This window comes from Soonwooa buanensis (genome assembly GCF_900167905.1).
GTDB classification, from domain to species: domain Bacteria; phylum Bacteroidota; class Bacteroidia; order Flavobacteriales; family Weeksellaceae; genus Soonwooa; species Soonwooa buanensis.
The window spans coordinates 12,493-38,737 of record NZ_FUYZ01000011.1; the positions used below are offsets into that span (position 1 = coordinate 12,493).

Below are 26,245 nucleotides of genomic sequence, written 5' to 3' on the forward strand. Positions count from 1 at the left end.
GTTTATTTTCATCAATAATAATTTATCACTTATTACTAAAATCAAATGGATATATTAAGATTTATTACCGCAGGTAGTGTAGATGACGGTAAAAGTACCCTTATCGGCAGACTGCTTTACGATAGCAAAAGTATTTTACAGGATCAATTGGAAGTTCTTGAAAAACACTCCAAAAACAAAAATGAAGACGGGGTAGATCTAGCTCTTTTAACAGACGGATTGCGTGCTGAAAGAGAACAGGGGATTACCATCGATGTTGCTTACCGCTATTTTTCAACAACAAAAAGAAAATTTATCATTGCTGATGCGCCCGGTCATGTACAATATACACGTAATATGATTACTGGAGCATCCAACTCTGATCTCATGATAATTCTTATCGATGCCAGAAAAGGTGTAATCGAGCAAACAAGAAGACACTCTATCATCGCTTCTTTATTACAATTGAAGAAAGTTGCGGTAGCGATCAACAAAATGGATATGGTAGATTATGCTGAAGAAGTTTTTGAAAATATTAAATCAGAATATGCAAAAATTGCTGAAAATTTGGAACTAAATGACGTAAGTTATTTTCCAATATCTGCATTAAAAGGCGATAATATTGTTTCAAAATCTTCCAAAACAGATTGGTATGAAGGCGATTCTCTTTTAGACTATCTTGAACAAGTAGCATTAGATGATGATAAAAATAAAGGAAGTCGTTTTCAGGTGCAATATGTGATTCGACCTCAGACGGAAGAACTACATGATTACAGAGGTTATGCCGGACAAATACTTAGTGGAAAATTGACAAAAGGAGATAAAATCCGCATTCTTCCAGCAGATCTTACTACTGAAATCGCTAAAATTGAAATCAATGGTCTTGAAAAAGAAGTAGCTTTTGAAGGTCAGCCAGTAGTGATACATCTTGCTCATGATTTAGATATTAGCAGAGGAGATATTTTTGCGACTGAAGAACATCTTCCGACTGTTGAAAAAGACCTTGAAATTCTTTTATGCTGGCTAGATCAGAAGCCTTTACAACTAGGGAACAAATATCTTTTGCAACAAAACAATAGACTTGTAAAAGCGGTTGTCAAAGAGATCGATTACAAGATTAATGTCAATAACCTTATCAGAGAACAAGCTGATGATGAAATTAAACTAAATGAAATTGTAAAAGTTAGGCTTCGTACAGCGCAACCTTTGGTTTATGATAGCTTTACCCATAATAAAACAACAGGCTCTGCCATCTTGGTGGATGAGACGTCTAATTCAACGGTAGCAGCCTGCATAATTCAATAGTACAATGGCAATTTTGGACCAATTGATTGAAAGAATTCATCACACGAAACAAAACAGTATTCACGGATTCTTTGATAAAAGAATGACAAAAAAATGGGTTAAAGATTTGTATGAAACACTTTTCTTACCTCAAAAAAGCAATACTGAAGATCAGCTTAAAAGAAGTTTTGAAGAAATTCAGGAAACGCTTTTTGTGTTGATCCTCTCTTTAGCAGTCAATAAGGATATTGCAGAATCACAGGTTAATCAATTTTTTGATGCTTTACCAGAACTTTATAATCAGCTGGTGCTGGATGCAAAATCTATTTTAGAATTCGATCCTGCAGCTGATTCGCTAGAAGAAGTGTATTTGGCATATCCCGGAATTTTTGCCACCTATGTTTACCGTATCTCGCATCAGTTATGGCTTCAGGAAGTGAAAATTCTACCACGTGTCATTTCAGAATATGCACACAGTAAAACCGGAATTGATATTCATCCTGGTGCAAGCATCGGAAAGTCTTTTTTTATTGATCACGGAACTGGGATTGTGATAGGCGAAACATCTGTTATTGGGAACAATGTCAAAATTTATCAAGGAGTCACCTTGGGAGCATTAAATGTTTCTAAAGAAAAAGCACATCAGAAAAGACATCCTAATATCGAAGATGACGTAATTATCTATTCGGGAGCAACTATTTTGGGAGGAGCAACTACTATTGGAAGAGATAGCATTATTGGAGGAAATGTATGGATTACGCAAAGTGTACCCGCCAATTCCTTGGTCTATCATAAAAGTGAAATAAAAATAAAAGATAATACGTCATTACCAGAATCGCTAAGCTTTGTGATTTAATAAAACAGGATAAATAAAAATTATAAAATATGAAATTTCAAAATGCATTAGAAACAATTGGGAATACGCCCGTCGTAAGAATTAATAAACTTTTTAATTCCGACTATGAAATCTGGATTAAACTTGAAAAAAGCAATCCTGGCGGAAGCATCAAAGACAGAATTGCACTAGCAATGATTGAAGATGCAGAAACAAAAGGATTGTTAAATAAAGACAGTACGATCATAGAGCCTACTAGCGGAAACACAGGTATCGGACTTGCATTGGTTGCGGCGGTAAAGGGATACAAACTTATCCTTGTAATGCCCGAAAGTATGAGTATAGAACGACGTAAAATTATGGAGGCTTACGGCGCAGAATTCGTGCTTACACCAAGAGAAAAAGGTATGAAAGGTGCTATTGAGAAAGCCAATGAATTGGCTGAAGAAATACCCAATTCATGGATTCCGAAGCAATTTGATAATCCTGCTAATGTAAAAGCACATGTGGAAACCACCTCCCAAGAAATTTTAAAAGATTTCCCAGACGGTTTAGATTACATCATTACAGGAGTAGGAACTGGAGGACACATTACAGGAATCGCAAAAACGGTGAAAGAAAAATTTCCAAACATAAAAGTAATTGCTGTAGAACCCGAGTTATCGCCTGTATTAAGCGGAGGAAGTCCAGCTCCACATCCATTACAAGGACTGGGAGCCGGTTTTGTTCCTAGTATTTTGGATGTTTCTCTTTTGGATGGCGTGATTACAGTAACTAAGGAAGAAGCTTATGAATATGCCATCGATGCCTCAAAAAAAGAAGGACTTTTTGTGGGCGTTTCGACAGGAGCAGCATTAGCCGCTATTCAAAAATATTTACCCGAAATACAACCTAATTCTAAAATTCTTACCATTAATTATGATACTGGAGAAAGATATCTGTCTGTAGAAGGTCTCTTCTAAACTATTAACTAACAACTACTTTAATGAAAACAAATATAAAATCACCAAAGGTCTACCTTATCGGTGCAGGACCTGGCAACCCCGAACTTATCACTGTAAAAGCAGTAAAGGCTATTGCAACGGCTGACATTATTCTATGTGATCGTCTTGTAAGTCCTGAAATTTTGGAAACTTACGTTAATGAAAATACCGAAATCATTTACGTAGGAAAAGAGTGTAGCAAAAATGCTTCTATACCTCAGTCTCATATCAATACTTTGATGGTGGAGCATGCAAAGCAAAATAAAACTATTGTAAGGCTCAAAGGAGGAGATGTTTCCATATTTTCTAATATTTTGGATGAATTGCAAATTTTAAAACAGAATAAAATTCCTTACAAAATTATTCCAGGAATTACAGCCGCTTTAGGTGCAGCCGCATTTGCTGGGATGCCTTTAACTGCAAGAGGATATTCTACATCTGTACGTTTTCTAACCTATTATAAATCGGAGATCGTAACTGAAGAATACTGGAAAGAACTTGCTCTTACAAATGATACACTTGTTTTCTATATGTCCAAAGGAAATCTTTCGCCTCTTGTTGAAAAACTGAAACAGTTAGATATTTCTGCCGATAAAAAAATTGCAATTATTGAACAGGCTACAACGCCTTTTCAAAAGGTGTACACATCATCATTTGATGATTTTAATGAAAAAATCGGAGACAAAAACTTCGCTTCACCTTCGTTAGTTGTTGTTGGAAAGATTGTTAATCTCCACGAAGAGTTTTCTTGGCTTGAAAATGCACAAAAAGAAGGTCTTTATTTTAAATCAGTGGAAAATGGAAGCCTAATTCCTACAACTCAAAATTTCTTTGATTATGCTGTCTGAAACTAAATTAAATGTATTAAAACAAATATCAGGAGAACTGTCCCGAGATGAAGCCGTCTGGGCAAGCGGATATTTGGCTGGTATTGCGGGAGGATCATCAGTCACAGCCGTTGTGCCAACACAGGAAACGAACACTTTTGTTGAGAATGCCGTTAAAAAAATAACGCTGGCTTACGGAACAGAAACCGGAAATAGTAAAAAATTAGCTACAAATTTAGCGGGTATTGTCAAGAAAAAAGGACTTCAGGTAAAGCTGGCAGATCTTTCCCAATACAAGCCCAAAGATTTGGCTAAAGAAGAATTTTTCTTTGTTGTTATAAGTACGCAAGGAGAAGGCGAACCACCAGCTCTTGCCAAAAAATTCTATGATTATATTTATGAAAATGAAATAAATCTTAACGGACTAAAATTCGGAGTTCTAGCACTGGGAGACAGTAGCTATCCTTTGTTTTGCCAAGCTGGAGAAGATGTAGATTCACGTTTTGAAATATTGGGAGCCCAACGTGTTATTCCATTAAAAAAATGTGATATTGATTATGAACAGGAAGCTAAACATTGGATAGAACATGTATTTGAAACCGTTAATAAAAATATCGATCAGACTACAAAGAGTATTTCAGCTCCAAAGGTTTCTATTGGAAGAAAAAAATATCAAGGAAAAGTTTCAACAACAATTAATCTGAATGATATTACCTCCGAAAAAGAAACCTATCACATCGAAATTGAAACCGAGGAATCAATCGTCTATCAACCTGGTGCAGCTTTAGGAATTATTCCTATTAATTCAAAATCTATGGTAGATGAAATTATTGCGCTAACCGGGATTGATCCACAAAAGCAGATAGAAACTGCAAAAGTTACAGCGACCGCTGAAGAACTGTTATACAAACATCTTAACATCAGTTATCTGCTCAAATCTGTGGTTGCCCAATATGCAAAAATAACGGGACATACTATTCCAGAAGTCAGATTAAGTCTTCTTGATCTGCTTAGGATTTATCCAGTTAAAAATGCAGATGAGTTTGAAGAAATTATTCAGGTATTGACAGCTCAGGCACCTCGTCTGTATTCGATTTCATCTTCTCCAGAAACGCATGGTGATACCGAAGTTCATATTACTGTTGCTAAATCAGAGTTCTTTATCGATGATGAGAAACATACCGGATTATGTAGTGGTTTTCTAAGTGAATTCAAGGAAGGAGAAGATATTGAGTTTTACATTCAGGATAGTGGACACTTCAAGCTTCCTCAACCGGACAAAGATATGATTATGATAGGTCCTGGCACCGGAATAGCGCCCTTTAGATCATTCCTTTGGGAGCGAGATGCAACAGGTGGAGAAGGAAGAAACTGGCTGTTTTTCGGAGATAGAACCTTCGTATCAGACTTTCTTTATCAAGCAGAACTTCAGGATTTTCTTAAAACTGGCAGTCTGACTCATTTAGATCTTGCTTTTTCAAGGGATACGGCTAAAAAAGTATATGTTCAGCACATATTGCAACAAAAAGCACAGGAAGTATTTTACTGGCTGGAAGGTGGAGCATCTGTATATGTATGCGGAGCCAAGGAACCGATGGCTTATGATGTAGAGCAAACACTTCTTACAATTATTCAGAATGAAGGAAAAAGAAGTAAAGAAGAGGCGGCCCTTTATTTGGAAGAAATGGAGCTGAGTGGCAGATACGCCAAAGATGTTTATTAAATGTGACGAAGAGATATTTATAAAAATCAAAGAAAATTATAATGAACAATGATAAAGTAAACCTTTCATCAGTAGAAAGGATAAAGACAAGTAGTAACGGGCTTAGGGGATCTTTGAAAGAAAGCCTTGCTGATAACTTTACTGGAGCGATAAGAGAAGATGATCAGACTTTGATCAAATTTCATGGAATGTATCAACAAGATGACAGGGACAGAAGAGAAGAACGTGTCTCTAAAAAACTGGAATGGCTGTATTCTTATATGATCAGATTAAGACTTCCAGGTGGATTTTTAACTCCTGAACAATGGGTAGGACTTAATGAAATAGCAGAAGATCATTCTACGGGAACCATTAAAGTAACAACAAGACAAACGATTCAGTTGCATGGTATTTTAAAATCTCATTTAAAACCAACTATTCAGGCTTTTAATCTGCAACATCTAGATTCTATAGCCGCTTGTGGAGATGTCAACAGAAATGTGACTTGTACAGCCAATCCATCGGAATCACCTTTGCACAAGGAAGCTTACGAACTCGCTGGGAAAATCAGTGAAATGTGTCTGCCCAAAACCCAATCTTATTATGACATTTGGATAGATGATGAACTTCTAATAGATAGAAAAGCAGAAGAAGATCCTCTATATCAGGACAGGTATCTTCCAAGAAAGCTTAAAATAGGAATCGCAGTTCCTCCTAATAATGATGTGGATGTTTTCATCAATGATATTGCCTTGATTGCTATTATCGAAAATGATAAAATAGTTGGTTATAATATTGCTGCAGGAGGAGGACTAGGAGCAACACACGGAAACGAAACAACATACGCACGTCTTGCTTCAATTCTTGGATTTGTGGATACAGAAGAAAAAGTATTAAAAGCAGTCTACGAAATTATTACGGTTCAAAGAGATTTCGGAAACAGAAGCGACCGAAAATTATCAAGACTAAAATATACAATTGATAAACTCGGTATTGAGCAATACAGAACCGAAGTAGAGAAAAGAACAGGTTTCAGTTTTGAACCTGCAAGAGAATTCAAGTTTGAGCAAAGAAAAGACCGCTATGGTTGGACTCAGAATCATGAAGGAAAATACTTCTATACAATATTCGTAGAGCATGGAAGAATTCTTAATACTTCAGAATATCCTTTAAAATCAGGGTTATTAAAAATTGCACAAACAGGTAAGGTCAATTTCCGCTTTACATGTAATCAAAACCTGATTCTTGCTGATATTGATGAAAAAGATAAATCTGACATTGAAAATATTTTAACAGAATTCGGAATTTCAGACTATACAAACGGAGCTAGTGCCTTACGCAAAAACTCTGTAGCATGTGTTGCTTTGAATACCTGTTCTTTAGCTTTGGCCGAGGCTCAGCGCTATTTGCCTTCTTTGGTAACTAAAATTGAACCCATCCTTGAGAAATATGCTTTGCTCGAAGAAGATATCACAATTAGAATGACAGGATGTCCAAATGGCTGCGGTAGATCTCCTAATGCTGAAATAGGATTTGTAGGTACAGCCTATGGAAAATATAACCTTCACATTGGAGGAGACCGTCTAGGAATGCGTCTCAATACAAAATTTAAAGAAAATATTGGTGAAGAAGAAATCCTAGAAACATTGGATAAACTCTTCGAAAAATATGTAAAAGACAGACATGGTGAAGAAAGCTTTGGCGACTTTTCTTATAGATATTTACAAACTATAACATAAATCGAAATTACATGGATCTTATTCTATATCGACGGACAAAATTCAAGAAATTTGATTCTCAGCTTTTAGGATTCCGAATGTGTATGCGTTGTTTTTTAAACATCACTTTCACATCTATATTAACCTAAAACAATTGTCAATGAAACCTAAAAGACAGGATGTTCTTTTGCCCGAAATAACTACATTATTATTTGCTCAATTTTATGCTCAGCAACAACTGAGTGATGTAATAGAAGTTACTATTTGATGCCTAGGCTAAACGAAGCATACCAGAAAATAAAATTCAAATAAAAGTAGGAGCAACCAATCTTCTTAACCGACCTTACTTTCAATATGCGGCAGGTCCAGAAATTGGGGGTTTGTATTATGTGGCATTCACTTATGATTTAAAAACAATAACTAAAATGAGCAATACCTTATACCCAGTATTTTTAAAACTTGAAAAACTCTCATTGTTAATCATTGGAGGTGGAAATATTGCCTTTGAAAAATTAGAATCTGTTCTTACAAATTCTCCTAAAGTCTCGATAAAGCTTGTAGCTAAAGAAATTCTTCCAGAAGTTAAAGCATTAAAAACAACATTTCCTGACTTGATATTGTACGAAAGATCTTATGAAAAAAATGACTTTGATGGTGTTGATCTTGTGATTGCGGCGGTTAATAATATTGCTTTAGCAGAACAAATTCAAAAAGATGCTCATGATTGTAACTTACTTGTCAATATTGCAGATAAACCCGAATTATGTGATTTTTATCTAGGATCAATTGTTAAAAAAGGAAATCTTAAAATAGCGATATCCACCAATGGAAAATCCCCGACAATTGCCAAAAGAGTTCGAGAAATTCTAATGGACAGTATTCCTGACGAAATGGATGAGGTATTGGATAATATGCAGGATATCCGAAATCAGTTAAAAGGAGATTTTAATTATAAAGTAAAAGAACTCAACAGATTAACGACTCAATATTTGGACGATAATAAAGAAAAAGCGAAACCATCCGACCTTGAAATAGAGAAATTGATTAAGGTTACAAAAAAAGTTCAGAAAAGAGCTAATATTTACTTAGCGGTAATTGGCGTTATGATCCTTTTTGGAGTATTGGGTATTATTATTTATAATTTCAATCTTTCTGAGGATATTCAGGTTTTTCTTAATAAGGATGGTCATATTTTTTATTGGATGCTTTTGGTAGGTTTTCTTGCAGAAATCGTGGCCGGATCAATGGGAATGGGATACGGTGTAATTTGTACAACCATTTTGTTACTATTAAATGTACCTCCTCCAGTAATTAGTGCGAGTATTCATTCTGCTGAATCTTTTACCACAGCAGCTGGAAGTTTTAGTCATTACAAATTAGGAAATGTCAATAGAAAAATGGTCTGGATATTATTTCCTTTGGCAATTATAGGTTCTATTGTTGGAGCTTTAACTTTATCGCATTATGGCGAATATTATGCACATATTGTAAAACCTATTATCGCCTGTTATACTTTATACTTGGGGCTTAATATTCTGAGAAATGCTTTTAAAGGCGAAAAGGAAAATTCTTTCAAAACTAAAAAGAAAACGAATCTTAGAGTATTAGGCTTTGTTGGAGGTTTTATTGATTCTTTTGCTGGAGGTGGATGGGGACCATTGGTTACTGGGACACTCATTAAAGAAGGAAGAACACCAAGATATGTGGTCGGAAGTTCAACTGTAGCCAAATTTTTGCTGACGATAACAAGCGCGACTACATTTATTTTTACCATTGGTATTCATCACTGGAATATTGTATTAGGGCTTCTGCTTGGAGGGGTTTTCACGGCTCCTTTTTCAGCGATGCTCACTTCCAAACTGCCGACAAAGAAAATGTTTGTAGTTGTAGGTACTTTGGTCATTATCATGAGTTTGATATCTATACTAAAAACCTTACTGTAGAATGATTTTATTGATAAAAAGAGAGCTAGCTTATTAAGTGATAGATATGGAATGAGAATTGAGAAAACATCTTAGAAATAGGATGTTTTTTTATTTTTATCAATGTTAAATTTGTTTTAAAACTGTTTATAAACTCTTTTAGATTTAATCAAAATTCATATTTTTAATGAGTTACAAATTTTGAAAAATGACAGAGAACGAAGCATTTATTTTTGAATCGATAGAAAACCAAGTTCGAATGGGATTTTTATCAATTGACGAAATTAAAGACAATATTTTAGATGAGATTGAAGACAACGAATTCGAAAATGAAATCTCGGAAGATTGGGCAAACAAACACATCGAAACCGAATGGCAAGAACGATTAGAAGAAAGTAAAACTTGGAAAAATCCAACTGATACCGAGCGTCTGGTCGCTGCTTTTAATGACCTTTGCGATCATAATATCATTGCGCTTCATAATGCTGGGTATACCACAAGCGATGGGGAATATGAAGTGGTAGAAGTGGAGCGAGAATTGAGAAAACACAATATCATATCGGATGGATATTGTTTTTATCATGAACAAGATTTGTCAAGGGCAATTTCGAAAGAGGATTCAAGTTTATATATAGCTTTCCAAAAAGTTGATAATGAAGATGATGAGGTCACAATTTCTGTTGGACGAAAGCTTGTTGAGATTCTTAATAAACATGGATTTGAAACAATATGGAACCAATCTCCAACCACAAAAATTTTGATTCCTAATTTCAAATGGGAACTTTTTTATGATGAAAAAAATCTCGATTTATTAGATTATAATTTAGTCGTGCAAAGAATGATTAAATAGAAAGGCATAAAAAAAACGCTTCGAAATTTCGAAGCGTTTTTTATTTTAATGATTCTCAACATATTTATGAAAATTATTGAGAATGTTATAATATTCTTGACGTTGACTCTCAAAAGAGTTAAGTTTATCAGGTTCTATGTCTTGAGAAATTCTCGTCGTCGTCGGATCAATCGTTTCGAAGTCGACAACCACAGTTCGACCATCTTTTGTACGATAGATAATCTTTTGGCCAGGGACGATACTTTCAAAAGTGCCAGCGTAGTCAAAAGAATAACTACCATCTTTTAGGCTCATTGTATTTTTAAATTCGCCACCTTCACGGAAATCGACATTCGACGCACCACATTTCCATCGGTTATCGACGACATTCCATTTTGCAATGTGCGCAGATTGTGTATACAATTCCCAAACCTTGGAAGCCGGAGCCAAAATAGTGATGTCAATTTTTATCGTTTCCATATTTTTTTCTTTAAAGTTAGTAAATTTTATTGAAAATGCACAAAAATCATTTTATTCTTGAAAACCTTTACCTTGCATAATGTTCGGAATAAACTTCTCAATTCTTGCAAATCGTGTCTTAGATTGTTTTGCAGCCGAAATGTGGAGTAGATAACCGCGTTGGCGTCCAGGTGTCAATTTTTCAAAAGCAGTTTTCAAATCAGGATTCTCGTTAAACATGAGTTTTAACTCTTCTGGAACTTCATATTCCGAAGTCGTTTTCATTGCCACTTTTTTACCTTCTTTTTCGTTGTTAATTGCTTGTTTTATAAGATCTCGATAGTCGTTTTTGTGCGAAGCAATTTGGTCAAGACTTGTAATTTTCACCACACGACTAGACTGCGAGTTTTCACCCATTTGTTCCAACAGATTTTTAGGATCTTCCAGCAAAACGCCTTTGAAAAAACTCAAAACACAAAAATCTTTGAAAGGTCCAAGGATAATGATATTCTTGCCATTAACTTTATAGCATGGCTGATACCATTTAAAATCCTCCTGAACATCAAATTCCAAAACCAATTCTCGCAAAGCCGAGATTTCTTGACTCCATTTAGATTTTTTATCAAGGTAAGCATCAACTTTTGGATTTCTTTCTGGCTTTGACATTTTTTTTAATTTTTGAAAGATAAATTTAGATATTTTTAGAGCATATTTAGATTTTATTGCTAAAATTTTTAAACAGGTTCTTAGTTTAAAATTATCATTAAACTTCCGATACTAATAACAATCCACAAGATAATTGCAAGTAATAATGGTTTGAAACTAATTGATTTTAGAGCTTCTAATGATAAGGTTGAACCTATTAAAAACAAGGTTAAATTTAATCCAAGTTTCGAAATTTTAGTAATAGTTGGACTTATCGAATCAAAAATCGGAAAATAAGTGCTCAATAAAATTGCAAGAATAAAATAACCTATAAACCACGGAATTTTAATTTTTGTACCTTTTGTTTTAAACAAAAACATTGTTAAAATCGAAACAGGAATAATCCATAATGCTCTTGCCAGCTTAACTGTTGTCGCAGTTTTCAAGGCTTCATCACCAAATTTGCTCGCAGCCCCAACCACCGAACTCGTGTCATGAATCCCGATCGCGCACCACAATCCAAAGTCATGTTGCGTCATCATCAACCAATGTCCAACACTTGGATAGATAAACAATGCAATCGAATTTAATGAAAAAACAATGGCTAAAGCTAGAGAAATTTGTTTGGTGTCGGCTTTAATAATCGGAGAAACTGCTGCAATGGCGCTACCGCCACAAATCGCTGTTCCTGCAGAAATGAGATAGGCGAGAGGTCGTTCTATTTTTAAAAGTTTTCCTAAAAAATATCCTAGAATAAAAATAATTGAAATACTAGCAATCGTCAATAGAAAACCAGATTGACCGACTTTTAGCGCTTCATCAAGGTGCAAACCAAATCCTAAACCAACAATCGAAATTTGCAAAAGCTTGTGAATATAACTAGAAACTTTGCTTTCAAAAGGATTTCCGAGAAAAATTGCCATTATTAAACCTAATAACAATGCAATTGGCGAACTTATTAATCCACTGACACTTAGCGTTGCAAGAATGACGAAAATGATGATTTGGTACGAATGCTTTATTTTAAAAACTTGCATGTTCTTTTTTTTGACAAATTTCTAAAATATGATATTACAAAACCAATTGTAAAAATTTATAGTCTATAACTTTTTGTTATGAATGTTTTATCTAAACAAACCACATCTCAAACGCGGAACCTTTTTCCAATCGACGATAGATGAGATAGCCGTTATGCGCTTCCATAATGCCTTTGGAAAGCGTTAAGCCAATTCCAGAGCCGTTTTGACGTGTGGTGAAAAAAGGAAGAAATATTTTAGATTCAATTTGTGGATCGATTCCCGAGCCGTTGTCTTCTACGGAAAGTAAAATCCGATTGTTGACTTCTGAAATTTGAATGTTTATTTTCTTAGAATCTTGTTTTTGTAAAGCCAATTGGGCGTTGGTTAGAAGATTGACCAAAACGCGTTCAATCATGCTTTCATCAGCTTGAATAAAATAATCTTGAGCCAAAATTTCCAACTGAATAGTGTTTGTTTTAAATTCTGTTTCGAAAATTTTTGTGGCTTTTTCGATTGTAGTTTTAAGATTTATTTTCTCTTTTTTAGGTTTTGGAAGTTCTGCAATTTGTCGATAACTATCAATGAAATGGAGCAATTGCTGCGATTTAGAATTGATAATTTTCAAAGAATCTTTGATTTCTTCCTGATCTTCTTGCGTCAATTCTTCTTGAGCCGTCAAATATTCTAAATTATAAATCAAGCTATTCACGGGCGTTAGCGTGTTGAGAAGCTCGTGCGAAATCACTTTCATCAAATTATTCCACGCTTGTTTTTCCTTTTTGTCGATAATTCGTTGGATGGATTCTAAAGAAATGACGCAAAATTCATTGCCGTATGTGGCGATTCTGGACGTACGAATCGAGTAGGATTGCGCCGTACTTTCTTGAATTGATATGTCGATAAACTCTTGTGAATCCTGAAATTCAGAACTTTCAATCAATTGAAAAAAATCGGGCGATTTATCTTTGTAAAAACTCCATTCGTTGTATTTTGGAACTTTCAAAATATTCGAAAAACTCGGATTGGAATAGAAAACTTTCCAATTTTCTTCTTGCTGATTTTTATTCAAAATCAAAAAACCGATTTCCATTTTATTTAAAATCGATTCGTACAGATTTTTGTAGGAATAAAGATCTTTGTGCTCTTCTTTGGCCTGATAGTACAACTTAACCACGTTGGCTTTTAAGTCATTTTTCGCATCCATTTCTGGGAAAAGAGAAAAATCTTTATTTCTGATAGAACTAATGATTTTTTCAGCGTCATTCATTTTGGTCGAAAACTTCATCCAGCAAGCGATTTGCAAAGCAACAGCAACCGAAAAAAAGATAACGGAGGTGAAATATTTTTGATGAAAATAAGCATCGAAAGCGACGAAACAAGCCACCAAACTCAGAATGCTAAAAATCAGCCACAGAAAATTGAAATTTTTAAACATCATTATAAGCCAAATTTTTCCATTCGACGGTACAAAGCAGCGCGAGAAAGTCCCAAAGCATCAGCTGCTGCCGAAATATTTCCTTGGTATTTTTTGAGCGCGTTTTTGATGAGTTTTTCTTCCATTTCTTCCAAATTTAAAGACGATACGGTTTCGTTTTCTGGTTTTGAAGAATCAAATTTAAGTTGAATTTTCGAAGAATCCGACAAAATTATTTCACGTTCAATGCTGTGTTCCAATTCGCGAATATTTCCTGGAAATCCGTAATTGACCAGCTCTTCCATGTTTTCGATTTCAAGATTTTCTTTGTTATATTTCTTTTCAAATTTAGTCAAGAAAAACTCGGTCAAAGCTGGAATATCTTCTTTTCGATCACGAAGTGGCGGTAAATTAACTTCCACGGTATTAATTCGGAAATACAAATCTTCTCTAAACTTCCCTTCAGCAACGAGTTTTCTTAATTCGGCATTGGTTGCAAACAAGAATCGAACATTTGGGAAACGTTCTTTGGTTTCGCCAATTCTCGATAATTTTTTGGTTTGAATTAAAGTCAACAATTTTTGTTGCAGTGGCAAAGACAAATTTCCGATTTCGTCCAAGAAAACCGTTCCACCATCGGCGTTTTCAATCTTCCCAGCTTTATCAGTTTTTGCATCAGTAAAAGCACCTTTAGCGTAACCAAATAATTCGGCTTCGAACAAATTCTCAGAAATCGAACCCAAATCAATGTGTACAAAAGGTTCGTTTTTCCTTTGCGAATGCTGATGAATATAATCTGCCATCACATATTTTCCAGTTCCATTTTCTCCCAAAAGTAGAACGTTAGCGTCTGTTTTAGCAACTTTTAGCAACGTATTCATCACCAAAATCATAGTTGGCGATTGACTTTCTAGACGATAATTCTGCGTACTTTCTTGCAGGTTTTCCCATTGCGATAACTTCTTATTTTTTCGCGAAATATCAACTGCAAGATTCACCGAAGCGTAGAGTTTTTCGTTGTTCCAAGGTTTTAAAATAAAATCGGTAGCGCCTTTCTTTAAAGCTTCCACAGCCAATTCTACTTCGCCATAAGCCGTCATCAAAATCACGGGAATATTGGGATTGACTTCTTTAATTTCGGAAAGCCAATACAAGCCTTCTTTGCCATCTTCGAAACCACGACGGAAATTCATATCGAGCAAAATGGCGTCGATTTCGTTTTCATTTAATGTTGATAAAATCTTTTGCGGAGCACTAATTCCAATCACATTGGTGAAGAATTTTTTAAGCCACACACGAGCCGAAAACAAAATATCTTCGTCATCATCAACAATCAAAATTCCGGCTTCTTTTTTTCTCATAGCTTCTTTCTACGTTTTTTAATGTTCGTTTTCGGACAACAAGTGTTCAATTTCGAACAGTTTTAAAAGTACATATTTTCAATTGGATTCTCATTATCAGTATTTTACAGGTTTATAAACTTCGTGGCATTATCTTCGTGTAATAAACTGTGAATCAATCTGATATCATGGATACGAAAGTAGAAAAAAAACAATCAAAAATCAAAATTATACTTATTGCACTTTTGGCGGTAATCGGAGTTGGGGCTTTTGCGACGTACTTTTTGCAGCAAAAGAAAACCTATAATGTAAAAACGGAAGACCTTCAATTTGGGGATGTAACGGAAGGGAAATTCGAAGATATGCTCATGATTACCGCACAAACGCAATCTCTAAACTCATCTTTGGTGAATGTTTTGGAAGGCGGAATGGTGAAAGAAATTTACACAGAAGATGGACAAATGGTGACGAAAGGACAACCTTTGGCGCGCGTGTATAACCCGAATACGGAATTCAATTATCTGAATCAGGAAACGGGAATTATGCAGCAAATTAGCCATATGCGAAGTTCACTTTTAGAATTGAAAAATCAAGAATTCAATCAAAACAAAGAATTATTGCAAAGTCAGAACGATTACAATACAGCGCAACAAGCTTTTAATCTTCAAAAACGTTTGTATGACGCTGAAATTGGGAAAAAATCGGAGTTTGAATTGGCTCAACAAAATTTGAATTATCAAACCAAACGCAAGCAAATTACTGAACAAGGCATTGTGAATGAAAATCGCTCTCGAAATCAGCAAATTTCGGCGATTAATACATCAATCAATCAAATGGAAAAAAGCTTGTTGGTTTTGAAATCCAACAAAAATAATTTCCTCATTATGGCGCCTGTTTCTGGGAGATTGTCGTCTTTCATTTTATCTTTGGGACAGAATCTAACGTCGGGTGAAAGCATCGGAAATATAGATTTGATGGACGGCTATAAACTCATTGCAAAAGTGGATGAATATTACATCAACAAATTGCAAATCGGAATTAAAGGAACTTTGGATAACAACGGAAAAAACTACAATGTAATCGTCACAAAAGTCCTTCCAGAAGTGAAAGACGGACAGTTTTCTGTTGAGTTGAATTTCTCGGACAATGAAAAACCTGAGAATTTAAAAATTGGGATGACGTTCGGTGTGAAATTGAAATTGTCGGCAGACACGCAAAGTGTGATGATTCCGAAAGGAAGTTTCTACAAAGACACCAACGGAAAATGGATTTTTGTGGTTAATGGAAATAAAGGAGAGAAGCGAAACATTAGTCTAGGACGTGAAAATCCGATGTATTACGAAGTGACTTCGGGCTTGAAAAAAGGAGAGAAAGTGATTGTATCCGATTACAGCGATTACAAAAAATATGAAATTTTAGACCTGAAAAACTAAATGAAAATTACAAAACTATATGCCGCTTTTAGCTTGATCGCTCTTGGAAATTTGGGGCAAGCGCAAAGCAAAATTGAACCTTATGTGGATGAACGAGTGGAGTTGTTGAGTTCGATTTTTAGGCTGATAGAAGCCGATGAATACAGCGATAAGAACAATGCGTTGTATGCGGAAGATATCGAAAAGCACTTTGGATCTTTTAAGAATTCGGAATTTCTAACGAAGCTTAAAAAAGAACGTAATGAAGATGGTTTGGGTTATGATGCAGTAATGTCGATGGCGGTGAATTTAAATATCAAAAAAGGAACTTTAAGTTTACGAGATCCAAAACGTAAAAGTCTAGACAAACGTTGGAAAACAGAGAAGTTACCTTCGTTTTTAAAAGATTTGAACCAATTTTATAAGGCGTCGAAGTTTAATCAGTTTTATAAAGATCATCAAGCGGATTATCTACAAGCTGGGAAAGCTTTTAGTGATTCGGTTTTGGTAAAATTAAATCAAGAATGGTATCCGAAATTTTACGGAAAACAGCCTAATGAAGACTTTAAAGTGGTGATTGGTTACGGAAATGGCGGCGGAAATTATGGTCCACGAGTGAGCCAAGATAACGAAAAAGATCAAGTCTATGCGATTGTAAGCGGTGGGAATTTTGATGGAAGAACTTTGATTTATACAAGCAGTTACGCACCAACTTTGATTCATGAATTCAACCATTCTTTTGTTAATTATTTGCTGGAAAATCTAGAATATCAGAAGAAATTGGAGAAGCCTGCTAATCAAATTTTGGAAGCGGTTCGACAGCCAATGAAAGACCAAGCTTATGGAGACTGGAAAACGCTTATTAACGAATCGATTGTTCGTGCTGCGGTGATTGTTTACATGAAGGAAAATCATTTTTCGGAAAAGGAAATTAAAGCCGAAATGAAAGAACAGTTCAAACGTAGATTTGTTTGGACTCCTGAATTGGTCGAACTTCTAGAGCAATATCAAGCTAACAGAAAGGAATATCCAAGTTTGGAATCTTTTTATCCAAACATCGTCGCGTTTTTTCAATTGGTTGCGATGAATGTCAACAAAATGGTTAGCAATTATGAAGTAAAACTTCCAAAAGTGAATTCTGTTTTGCCCAATATTAATGGTAAAAATGATGTTGACCCAAATTTAAAAGAAATGATTATTTATTTCGACAAAACCTTAATCGGAAATCAAATGTCCATTAATATCGGAAGTTTAGGACGAGAAGGCGTTCCGATAAAAAATAGACCAGTTTATATCGACAATAATAATGCTTTAAAAATTGAATTAGGAATGAAACCTAACACCGAATATGAATTTATCCTTGTTGGTAAAAAGTTCGAATCTTTTGACGGTTATCCGTTGCAAGATTATGTGGTAAGGTTTAAAACAAAGTAATTATGAATTATGAATTATGAATTATCAATTATCAATTATCAATTATCAATTATCAATTGTTTTTCATTAAACCTTAAACTTCAAACTTGAAACAAAAAATATAATACAACAAAAAAATAAAAATATGATCACAACAACTCAATTATCGAAAATATACAAGACGGAGGAAGTGCAGACTACGGCGCTTAACAAAGTCGATTTGAAAATCGTAGAAGGCGAATTTGTCGCTATTATGGGGCCTTCAGGTTGCGGAAAATCAACATTGTTGAATATTCTTGGACTTTTGGACGATGCGTCACAAGGTTCGTACAAGTTTTTAGACCACGAAATTGTTGGAACCAACGAGCGTGGTAGAGCACAACTTCGTAAGAAAAACATTGGATTTATCTTCCAAAACTTCAACTTGATTGATGAATTAACGGTATACGAAAACATCGAACTTCCTTTAATTTATAATGGTGTTTCTTCTGCGGATCGTAAGAAAAGAGTAGAAGAAATTATGGAGAAAATTAACATCATTCATCGTGCAAAGCATTATCCACAACAACTTTCGGGTGGTCAACAACAAAGAGCAGCCGTTGCGCGAGCTTTGGTAACGAAACCAAAATTAATTCTTGCCGATGAACCGACAGGAAACTTGGATTCATCCAACGGTAACGAAGTGATGAACCTTTTGGCAGAGCTTCACAGAGAGGGATCAACCATTGTGATGGTAACACACTCGTCGTATGATGCAGGATTTGCTTCAAGAATTGTGAACATGAAAGATGGCGAAATTTTCAGCGAAGAACACGCAACGCAACGAAAAGATGTTTTTGAAAAATCAGCGGTAGTAGAAGGCTAGGACGGAGAATCAAGAATCAAGAATCAAGAAAAGTCTAATATCTAGAATCTCGGTTCTAATATCTAAAAAAAGTTATGTTTAAAAATTGGCTTAAAATAGCATTCATCAATTATAGAAAGAATTGGCTTTCGACCTGCATTAATCTTTTGGGTTTGTCCTTGGGATTAACGGCTTTCTTGTTGGTTTTTCTGAATTGGCAAGACGAAAAATCTTATGAAAAGTGGATTCCAGAAGGTGATAATGTTTTTTATATTGAAAGGATTTTAGGTCCAAAAAACTATAATTCGGTTAGCAGTTATCCGTTTTTAGATACGTCTAAAAAGTTGTTTCCTGAAATTCAGAATTTTTCGGTGATCAATTATTGGGACTCTAGTAAATCGAGATTGTTGGCGGATGGACGTTCTAGTTATGCTACGTATGCGGATGTTTCGGAAGACTTTTTTAAAGTTTTACCTTTTCCGTTAGTTGCAGGGAGTTATGATAATCTTTTTGTGGATGAAAGCTCTATTGCGTTGTCCGAAGATGTTGCAAAACAATTATTTGGAGAAGATTATAAACAAAGTATTGGAAAAACAATTACCAAGGATGATACGGGTAAAAAAGTAGTGGTACAAGCGATTTATAAATTGCCTTCTGAGTCGGAAAATACGATTTTCAGACCAGGTTATGCGATGCGTCATGAAGGTATTAAATATGATAAAAATACTTGGAGTAATCACGGTTTTTTCGGATTTTATCGATTGAAACCAAACACCAATATAGCAGAATTAGAAAATAAATTATCGGCATTACAAAATAAAGAACTGAATATTGCGCTGAAAAAAGAAGGTTGGCCATTGTTGCAGCGACCAATTCAGATTCGGTTGGTGAATGTAAAAGAAATGCGCTTGGAGTCAAAAACTGGTGGTTTGCAAGGTGTTGACAAAAAAGCAATTGTTATTTTATTATCCTTGGCTGGACTGATTTTGTTGCTTTCAGGAATTAATTTCATCAATTTAAATACAGCTCAAGCCTCGCAAAGAGCGAAAGAAGTTGGCGTTAGAAAATCATTAGGCGGTTCAAAAAAATCCTTGGTTTTCCAATTCCTTGTCGAGACTTTTATATTGTACTTTTTAGCGTTCATCATTTCCATCGTTTTGTTGGAATATTTGCTGCCATTCTACGGAAAGTTTTTGGGTAAAACCATCAAAATAGGAAGTCCAATTTTGTATTTATATACGTTTCTAATTGTCGTTGTATTCGCATTTATTTCAGGGATTATTCCGTCGGTTTATTTGTCCAATTTTAAACCAATAGAAACTTTAAAAGGGAATTTCTCAAGAAGCAAACACGGTATTTGGCTACGGAATTCAGTACTCACAATACAAATTATCATTTCCTCATTTTTCATTATTTCGTCATTGGTCATCAACAAACAGGTGAATCACATGATGGAAAAAGATTTAGGATTTAATGGTGAACAAGTGTATCAGTTGGATTTTATGAAAGATTCTTGGGCGAATGATTTTAACTATCGAAAATACAATTTATATAAAGAAAAAATCAAACATTTTCCTGGAGTAATAGATGTTACGGGTTCTTTTCAAACTATTGGTAATGGCGTGCAAGGATCAACTGCTATTAAATACAAACGAGATTCAACGAAATATGTGGATGCTGGTGTTGGCGCGATTGATTTAAACTTTATAAAATTCTACAAGATAAAATTTGCGGCGGGACGAGATTTTAATCCAAAATTAACCAGTGATACGACTCGCGGAATTATCGTCAACGAAGCCTTTGTGAAAGACATTGGTTGGACCAATCAAGAAGCGGTTGGAAAGCAAATGAGCAGCGGAACCGATGCTAAAGCGAAAGACTTGGAAATTATCGGTGTGGTGAAAGATTTCAATTTTGGAGATGTGCAGCGAGAAGTAAGTCCGGTGATGTTTTTCAATTACGATCGATTTTGGACAAAAAATGCATTGATGAATCTTCAGATAAAATTGACACCGGAAAATATGGACGAAAATTTAGCGAGAATCAAAAAATATTGGGAAACCGAAGTTGAAGCTGGCTATCCATTACAAGGCGAATTTATTAATAAAACTTTTGCAAAAACTTTTGATAAATATAAAAAGCAGCAAACCTTATTTTCAGTTTTAAATATCATGGTTTTAACGGTTGCTTTATTGGGATTATTCGCGTTGTCATCCTTAATGATTGAGCAGAAATTAAAAACCGTCGTCATCCGAAAAACCCTTGGTGCAAGCGATTCGCAGTTGATAATGGTCTTAACGAAACAGTTTTTAGTCATCACCTTGGTGGCGGTTTTAATAAGCGTTCCGATTTCGTATTTCTTTATGAACGAATGGCTAAAAGACTTCGCTTTCCGAATCGATATGCCTTGGTTTCCGTACATCGCGAGTTTGATTTTATTACTGATTTTGACCTTCGTTGTGGTCAGCATCAAAGCCTATCAAGCAACCAAAGTAAACCTTGTTAAATACCTGAAATACGAGTAATAAAGATTCTAGAACCAAGAATCAAGAATCATGAAAAGTTAAAAATCTAGAATCTAGTATCTCGGTTCTAGTATCTAAAAAAGAAAAGTTATGTTTAAAAATTGGCTTAAAATAGCATTCATCAATTATAAAAAGAATTGGCTTTCCACCTGCATTAATTTGTTCGGTCTAACCATTGGTTTAACGGGATTTATTTTAATCTTAATGCATTGGAATGACGAAGAATCCTACGAAAAATGGAATCCTAAGAAGGATGATATTTATTCATTTCAGGCATATTTCGATGCGCAGAAAGGCTATGGAAGCACGATTTCGTATCCGATGGCGGAAGAAGCTTTAAAGCGAATTCCAGAAATCAGTCATTTCGCATTACAAAATGGTGCTGGGTATTCAACAAAAATGATCGCCAATGGAAAATCTGTTTTTCAGGATGGTGGATTTCAAGTTTCGGAAGAGTTTTTTACTTTTTTCCCATTCAAGTTAATTTCGGGAAGCTATACAAACGCGTTGAAAAATGAATCCTCAATTGCGTTGTCTGACAAAGCGGCAAAAAATCTTTTTGGACGAACCAATGTTGCGGGCGAATCTTTAACTATTAATAGTAAAAACTATGTGGTAACGGCGGTTTATCAGCTTCCAAAAGAAAATACACAGATTAATCCTGACTATGTTGCTTTGGCGTATGATCAAATTAAAAATGATAAAGATCAATGGGGAAATTTCAATTACGGTTGTTTTTTCATGTTGAAAAAAGGTGCGGACCCTCGATTGGTAGAAGAAAAATTTAAAAATGAAGTTCTGAAACTACGAGCGCAACTTGGCGCTAAAGAAGCTGGGATTTCAGTAAAAGAGTACCAAGATAAATACGGTCCGAACGATGTTTTATTAACGCCTTTGGATAAAATGAAATTGCATGCAAAAGCGTCGTGGTTTGGTGCTCCAGATTTTAAAACAATTTTGATTTTGTTTATATTCTCGGTACTTATCGTGGTTTTATCCGCTATTAATTTTATCAACCTTAAAACCGCTCAAGCGTCTCAACGTGCGAAAGAAGTGGGCGTTAGAAAAGCGATTGGAAGTACAAAAGCGAGTTTGATTTTTCAGTTTTTATTAGAAACTTTTTTAATCTGTTTGGCGGCTTTTATTTTGGCTTTAGGGCTTACAGAACTTGTTTTACCTTCATTTAATAAATATCTGGGAAAAGAATTGAAAATGACCGATCCAATGATTTTCATCTATTCTTTTGGGATGATGGCGTTGGTAAGTTTAATCGCGGGGATTATTCCAGCGCTATATTTATCGAACTTTAAAGCGATAGAAACTTTAAAAGGAAACTTCGCAAGAAGCAAACACGGTTCTTGGTTGCGTAACGGAATTTTGACTTTACAATTAATCATTTCATCCTTTTTTATCATCGGTGGACTTATCGTCAATTCTCAAGTGAAATACATGATGAATAAAGACTTAGGTTACAATGGAAAGCAAATATTTCTACTTTTTTTCAACGAAAACTCACCTAAACCTTGGCTGAAATACGAACGTCTAAAAACAGAGATGAAAAAAATACAAGGCGTTGATGAGATTTCCTATGGCGAGGCGGTTCCAGGGCTTAATAGTTCGTCCACTTCCAACATGGATTATATGGACAAAAGTATCCAAGGTCAGCATGGTTCTATGGATTTCAATTATCTGCAATTTATTGGTGCCAAATTGAAGAAGGGAAGATGGCTTGATCCCAATTTAGCTTCGGATACGATGACAAATGTTTTGGTGAATGAGGCTTTTGTTAAAAAAATGGGTTGGACGGATGATGAAGCGATGAAAGAGTATATAAAACCTGGTTTCGATTATCAAAAATATCATATTGTTGGAATTGTTAAGGATTTTAATGTTCGAGGCTTACAAGAAAAAATAGATCCAGTTGTGTTTTTTCATTATAAAGAAACGCAATGGAAACGTTTTCAAGTCTTTAATATTCAAGTGAAAGTTGATCCAAATGATATTGATGGAACTGTTTCTCGACTTAAAAAATATTGGGAAACCAATGTTGAACCGGGATATCCAGTAGAATCGTTTTTCTTGGATAAAAAATTTGCTGAATCCTATGAAAAATATCAAAAGCAAAAAACCTTGTTTACCGTTCTCAATGCGATGGTTTTAACGGTTGCCTTATTGGGATTATTCGCTTTGTCATCGTTAATGATCGAACAAAAATTAAAAACTGTGGTCATTCGAAAAACACTTGGAGCAAGTGATTCACAGTTGATTGTTGGATTAACAAAACAGTTTTTAATCATCACTTTAGTAGCGGTTTTGGTGAGCATTCCGATTTCGTACTATTTCATGAATGAATGGTTGAAAGATTTCGCTTTCCGAATCGATATGCCATGGTTCCCATACGTGTTGAGTTTGGTTTTATTACTGATTTTGACCTTCGTTGTGGTAAGCATCAAAGCCTATCAAGCAACTAAAGTAAACCTTGTAAAATACCTGAAATACGAGTAGTAAAGATTCTAGAGTCAAGAACCAAGAATCAAGAATCAAGAAAAGTCTCATGTCTAGAATCTCGGTTCTAGTATCTAAAAAAGAAAAGTTATGTTTAAAAATTGGCTTAAAATAGCATTCATCAACTATAAAAAGAATTGGCTTTCCACGATAATCAATGTATTTGGGTTGAGCCTTGGTTTGTGTATTTTCTTGTTGGTATTCATCAATTGGCAAGACGAAAAATCCTATGAACAATGGGTTCCGAATAAAGAAAACATCTATTTGGTGGAAAATTCGGGGAAGGTGTTTGGTACAATGTCCGTTTCTAGTTTTCCCGAATTGTCTGTAACCACACAGAAATACGACGAAATTGAAGATTACACCCTTTTAAATAATTGGGGAAAAATGAAAATTTCTTCCGAAGGAAAATCGGTGTATGTAAGCTCAGGAATGAGTGTAAGTTCTATTTTTTCCTTTTTGGCTATTGAAAAAATTGCAGGCGATTTAAGTCATGCATTGGACAACGAAAACCAAATCGCTCTTTCTGAACAAACTGCAAAGCAACTTTTTGGTGACGAATATCTGAAATCTTTAGGAAAATCCATTAAAAAAGATGATGACGGTAAAGTTTTTACCGTAAGTGCAATTTATAAAATGCCTGCGGAGAAAACGGTTTTTAAACCTGAATTTATGATTAGAATGCCAGGTTTGAAGGAAGCCAATCAGTGGACGAATTATAGTTACACAGGTTTTTTTAGGCTTAAACCTGGGACAGATCCTAAGATAGTAGAGGATAAAATAACCAAAGATATGCTGCGTGAAGATGCAATAACAGCCAAAAAATGGGGTTATGAAGCCGATAATAGTTTGAAAGTTATTTTGACACGAATTGATAAAATGAGATTGGACGCAGCTGGATTTGGAATAGAAAAAGGCGATAAAAAATCGATCCTAATTATGTTGGGTCTTTCTGTTCTTATTTTGGTTTTGTCAGCGATTAATCTGGTTAATTTAAAAACGGCACAAGCTGCTCAAAGAGCGAAAGAAGTAGGTGTTAGAAAGGCTTTAGGAACTTCAAAAGGAAAATTGGTTTTTCAATTTTGGTTAGAAACCTTCGTCATTTGTTTGGTGGCTTATTTTGTTGCTTTTTGCATGATCGAGTTGCTGTTGCCGAAGTTCAATACATTTTTAAACAAAGAAATTAAGTTAGACGATTTCAGAATTTTTCTGCTGTCTGGATTGTTTTTATTCGTTTTTTCCTTGTTTGCTGGGGTTTTGCCAGCCTTGTATTTGTCCAATTTTAAACCGATTAATACGCTTAAAGGAAATTTTGCGAGAAGCAAAAGCGGTGTTTGGTTGCGAAATTCTATTTTGACCATTCAATTAATTATTTCGTCTTTCTTTATCATTTGTTCGGTTATCATTCATTCTCAAGTGAAACACATGATGAATAAAGAGTTAGGCTTTAAAGGTGATCAAGTGCTTTCGGTGCAATTTAAAAAGCAAAATCGTCAAGAAAAAGATTTTAATCTCAAAAAATATCTGCGAACGAAAGACGAGCTTAAAAGAATTGCTGGCGTTGTGGATGTTACAGGATCGATGTCGGAAATTGGGATTGGTATGAGAAATACGTCGATTACAAAATATGCGGCTGATACAACAAAAATGTTAGAAAATGTGATGGTTGGCGGAATTGATGAAAATTATTTTAATTTCTATAAAATAAAAATGGCTTCTGGTCGCGATTTAGATTGGAAAAAAGCTTCTGATACCATTAATGGAGCGGTTGTGAACGAAATTTTCGCTAAAAAAATGGGTTGGAATGATCAACAAGCTTTAGGAAAAGAACTGAAAACGGGTTGGGAAGAAAATAAAAATTATAAAATTATAGGCGTTGTCAAGGATTTTTACATTAATGGCGTTAGTCAGCCAGTTACACCAGCAGTTTTCTTTAATTACAATAGAAATTGGGCAAAAAATCAAATGGATGGTGTTCAAATAAAGCTTTCTAAAAATGATATTGATGGAACGATCACTAGAATTCGTGATTTTTGGATGAAAGAAGTTGATGAAGGTTATCCGTTTGATTATTCTTTTGTTGACAAAAATTTCCAAAAGACCTTCCAAAAATTTGAAAACCAAAAAATATTGTTTTCAGTCCTAAATATCGTTGTTTTAGCGGTTGCTTTATTGGGATTATTCTCTTTATCATCATTGTTAATCGAGCAAAAACTAAAAGATGTCGCTATTAAGAAAACACTTGGCGCTGATGAAAAAACAATCGTTTGGGATTTAACGAAAAAGTTCTTGATCATCACGGTTGTAGCAGTTATTTTGAGTTTTCCTTTGGGATATTACGCCATGAACGAATGGTTGAAAGATTTCGCATATCGAATCGATATGCCTTGGTTTCCGTACGTTTTGAGTTTGATTCTTTTACTCTTATTAACCTTTGCGGTTGTGAGTATCAAAGCCATTAAAGCCACAAAACTTAACCTTGTTAAATTCTTGAAATACGAATAAATAGAATTGTTAATTGATAATTATGAATTATGAATTATCATTTTAAGGAAGGAGAAATCTAATAAATTAAAATAAATCGTCAGTT

The 26,245-nt window shown here is 34.8% G+C and carries 19 protein-coding genes; 14 read left to right on the forward strand and 5 right to left on the reverse strand.

Annotated features, from left to right (window positions below):
• Nucleotides 1-45 precede the first annotated feature (45 nt).
• The 8 genes from B5X62_RS13005 (at nt 46) to B5X62_RS13040 (ending at nt 10,100) form a co-directional block, all read left to right on the forward strand.
• Nucleotides 46-1,284, forward strand: coding sequence for a sulfate adenylyltransferase subunit 1 (locus tag B5X62_RS13005; RefSeq protein WP_079667875.1), 1,239 nt, complete (start codon nt 46-48; stop codon nt 1,282-1,284).
• Between the two features lie 4 nt (nt 1,285-1,288).
• Nucleotides 1,289-2,119 (forward strand): serine O-acetyltransferase EpsC, encoded by an 831-nt coding sequence (gene epsC, locus B5X62_RS13010; RefSeq protein WP_079667876.1) that lies wholly within the window; start codon nt 1,289-1,291, stop codon nt 2,117-2,119.
• Between the two features lie 29 nt (nt 2,120-2,148).
• The gene (gene cysK / locus B5X62_RS13015; RefSeq protein ID WP_079667877.1) at nt 2,149-3,060 is read left to right on the forward strand and encodes a cysteine synthase A; all 912 of its coding nucleotides are present in this window, start codon (nt 2,149-2,151) and stop codon (nt 3,058-3,060) included.
• Nucleotides 3,061-3,083: 23 nt separating this feature from the next.
• Nucleotides 3,084-3,929, forward strand: coding sequence for a uroporphyrinogen-III C-methyltransferase (gene cobA / locus B5X62_RS13020; protein WP_079667878.1), 846 nt, complete (start codon nt 3,084-3,086; stop codon nt 3,927-3,929).
• Entirely contained in the window at nt 3,919-5,631 is a 1,713-nt protein-coding gene (locus B5X62_RS13025; protein WP_079667879.1) for a diflavin oxidoreductase, read from the forward strand. Before cobA ends, B5X62_RS13025 begins: the two co-directional genes overlap by 11 nt.
• A 41-nt stretch (nt 5,632-5,672) precedes the next feature.
• Nucleotides 5,673-7,349 (forward strand): NADPH-dependent assimilatory sulfite reductase hemoprotein subunit, encoded by a 1,677-nt coding sequence (locus B5X62_RS13030; protein WP_079667880.1) that lies wholly within the window; start codon nt 5,673-5,675, stop codon nt 7,347-7,349.
• Nucleotides 7,350-7,753: 404 nt separating this feature from the next.
• Entirely contained in the window at nt 7,754-9,271 is a 1,518-nt protein-coding gene (locus B5X62_RS13035) for a TSUP family transporter (RefSeq protein WP_079667971.1), read from the forward strand.
• 187 nt (nt 9,272-9,458) lie between these two features.
• Nucleotides 9,459-10,100, forward strand: coding sequence for a DUF6891 domain-containing protein (locus B5X62_RS13040; protein ID WP_079667881.1), 642 nt, complete (start codon nt 9,459-9,461; stop codon nt 10,098-10,100).
• A gap of 45 nt (nt 10,101-10,145) precedes the next feature.
• On the opposite strand, the gene B5X62_RS13045 is transcribed toward B5X62_RS13040, so the two are convergent.
• The 5 genes from B5X62_RS13045 to B5X62_RS13065 form a co-directional block, all read right to left on the reverse strand.
• Nucleotides 10,146-10,559 carry an SRPBCC domain-containing protein gene (locus tag B5X62_RS13045; protein ID WP_079667882.1) on the reverse strand — a complete coding sequence of 138 codons (414 nt, stop codon included), beginning with the start codon at nt 10,557-10,559 and terminating at the stop codon, nt 10,146-10,148.
• A gap of 51 nt (nt 10,560-10,610) precedes the next feature.
• Entirely contained in the window at nt 10,611-11,204 is a 594-nt protein-coding gene (locus B5X62_RS13050) for a YdeI/OmpD-associated family protein (protein WP_079667883.1), read from the reverse strand.
• An 80-nt stretch (nt 11,205-11,284) separates the two neighbouring features.
• Complete coding sequence (locus B5X62_RS13055) at nt 11,285-12,220, reverse strand: YeiH family protein (RefSeq protein ID WP_079667884.1); 936 nt, start codon at nt 12,218-12,220, stop codon at nt 11,285-11,287.
• Between the two features lie 91 nt (nt 12,221-12,311).
• Nucleotides 12,312-13,640, reverse strand: coding sequence for a sensor histidine kinase (locus B5X62_RS13060; RefSeq protein ID WP_245797200.1), 1,329 nt, complete (start codon nt 13,638-13,640; stop codon nt 12,312-12,314).
• Nucleotides 13,640-14,977, reverse strand: a complete 1,338-nt coding sequence (locus B5X62_RS13065) for a sigma-54-dependent transcriptional regulator (RefSeq protein WP_079667885.1) — start codon at nt 14,975-14,977, stop codon at nt 13,640-13,642. Before B5X62_RS13065 ends, B5X62_RS13060 begins: the two co-directional genes overlap by 1 nt.
• A 167-nt stretch (nt 14,978-15,144) precedes the next feature.
• On the opposite strand from B5X62_RS13065, the gene B5X62_RS13070 reads away from it, so the two are divergent.
• From B5X62_RS13070 to B5X62_RS13095, 6 genes are all read left to right on the forward strand, one after another.
• Nucleotides 15,145-16,389 carry an efflux RND transporter periplasmic adaptor subunit gene (locus B5X62_RS13070; protein WP_079667886.1) on the forward strand — a complete coding sequence of 415 codons (1,245 nt, stop codon included), beginning with the start codon at nt 15,145-15,147 and terminating at the stop codon, nt 16,387-16,389.
• Nucleotides 16,390-17,802 (forward strand): DUF4932 domain-containing protein, encoded by a 1,413-nt coding sequence (locus B5X62_RS13075; RefSeq protein ID WP_079667887.1) that lies wholly within the window; start codon nt 16,390-16,392, stop codon nt 17,800-17,802.
• 124 nt (nt 17,803-17,926) lie between these two features.
• Entirely contained in the window at nt 17,927-18,646 is a 720-nt protein-coding gene (locus B5X62_RS13080; RefSeq protein WP_079667888.1) for an ABC transporter ATP-binding protein, read from the forward strand.
• 74 nt (nt 18,647-18,720) lie between these two features.
• Nucleotides 18,721-21,150 carry an FtsX-like permease family protein gene (locus B5X62_RS13085; protein ID WP_079667889.1) on the forward strand — a complete coding sequence of 810 codons (2,430 nt, stop codon included), beginning with the start codon at nt 18,721-18,723 and terminating at the stop codon, nt 21,148-21,150.
• Nucleotides 21,151-21,240: 90 nt separating this feature from the next.
• A complete protein-coding gene (locus B5X62_RS13090) occupies nt 21,241-23,655 on the forward strand; it encodes an ABC transporter permease (RefSeq protein WP_079667890.1) in 2,415 nt (804 codons plus the stop codon).
• A 90-nt stretch (nt 23,656-23,745) separates the two neighbouring features.
• Complete coding sequence (locus B5X62_RS13095) at nt 23,746-26,160, forward strand: ABC transporter permease (protein ID WP_079667891.1); 2,415 nt, start codon at nt 23,746-23,748, stop codon at nt 26,158-26,160.
• Nucleotides 26,161-26,245 lie beyond the last annotated feature (85 nt).

Bases quoted from the DNA above. Each gene is read 5' to 3' on its own strand.
- B5X62_RS13035 (WP_079667971.1), top strand. From the start codon at position 7,754: ATGAGCAATACCTTATACCCAGTATTTTTAAAACTTGAAAAACTCTCA.
- B5X62_RS13095 (WP_079667891.1), top strand. From the start codon at position 23,746: ATGTTTAAAAATTGGCTTAAAATAGCATTCATCAACTATAAAAAGAAT.
- cobA (WP_079667878.1), top strand. From the start codon at position 3,084: ATGAAAACAAATATAAAATCACCAAAGGTCTACCTTATCGGTGCAGGA.
- B5X62_RS13050 (WP_079667883.1), bottom strand. From the start codon at position 11,204: ATGTCAAAGCCAGAAAGAAATCCAAAAGTTGATGCTTACCTTGATAAA.
- B5X62_RS13060 (WP_245797200.1), bottom strand. From the start codon at position 13,640: ATGATGTTTAAAAATTTCAATTTTCTGTGGCTGATTTTTAGCATTCTG.
- B5X62_RS13070 (WP_079667886.1), top strand. From the start codon at position 15,145: ATGGATACGAAAGTAGAAAAAAAACAATCAAAAATCAAAATTATACTT.
- B5X62_RS13025 (WP_079667879.1), top strand. From the start codon at position 3,919: ATGCTGTCTGAAACTAAATTAAATGTATTAAAACAAATATCAGGAGAA.
- B5X62_RS13040 (WP_079667881.1), top strand. From the start codon at position 9,459: ATGACAGAGAACGAAGCATTTATTTTTGAATCGATAGAAAACCAAGTT.
- B5X62_RS13085 (WP_079667889.1), top strand. From the start codon at position 18,721: ATGTTTAAAAATTGGCTTAAAATAGCATTCATCAATTATAGAAAGAAT.
- B5X62_RS13090 (WP_079667890.1), top strand. From the start codon at position 21,241: ATGTTTAAAAATTGGCTTAAAATAGCATTCATCAATTATAAAAAGAAT.
- epsC (WP_079667876.1), top strand. From the start codon at position 1,289: ATGGCAATTTTGGACCAATTGATTGAAAGAATTCATCACACGAAACAA.
- B5X62_RS13065 (WP_079667885.1), bottom strand. From the start codon at position 14,977: ATGAGAAAAAAAGAAGCCGGAATTTTGATTGTTGATGATGACGAAGAT.
- B5X62_RS13075 (WP_079667887.1), top strand. From the start codon at position 16,390: ATGAAAATTACAAAACTATATGCCGCTTTTAGCTTGATCGCTCTTGGA.
- B5X62_RS13055 (WP_079667884.1), bottom strand. From the start codon at position 12,220: ATGCAAGTTTTTAAAATAAAGCATTCGTACCAAATCATCATTTTCGTC.
- cysK (WP_079667877.1), top strand. From the start codon at position 2,149: ATGAAATTTCAAAATGCATTAGAAACAATTGGGAATACGCCCGTCGTA.
- B5X62_RS13030 (WP_079667880.1), top strand. From the start codon at position 5,673: ATGAACAATGATAAAGTAAACCTTTCATCAGTAGAAAGGATAAAGACA.
- B5X62_RS13080 (WP_079667888.1), top strand. From the start codon at position 17,927: ATGATCACAACAACTCAATTATCGAAAATATACAAGACGGAGGAAGTG.
- B5X62_RS13045 (WP_079667882.1), bottom strand. From the start codon at position 10,559: ATGGAAACGATAAAAATTGACATCACTATTTTGGCTCCGGCTTCCAAG.
- B5X62_RS13005 (WP_079667875.1), top strand. From the start codon at position 46: ATGGATATATTAAGATTTATTACCGCAGGTAGTGTAGATGACGGTAAA.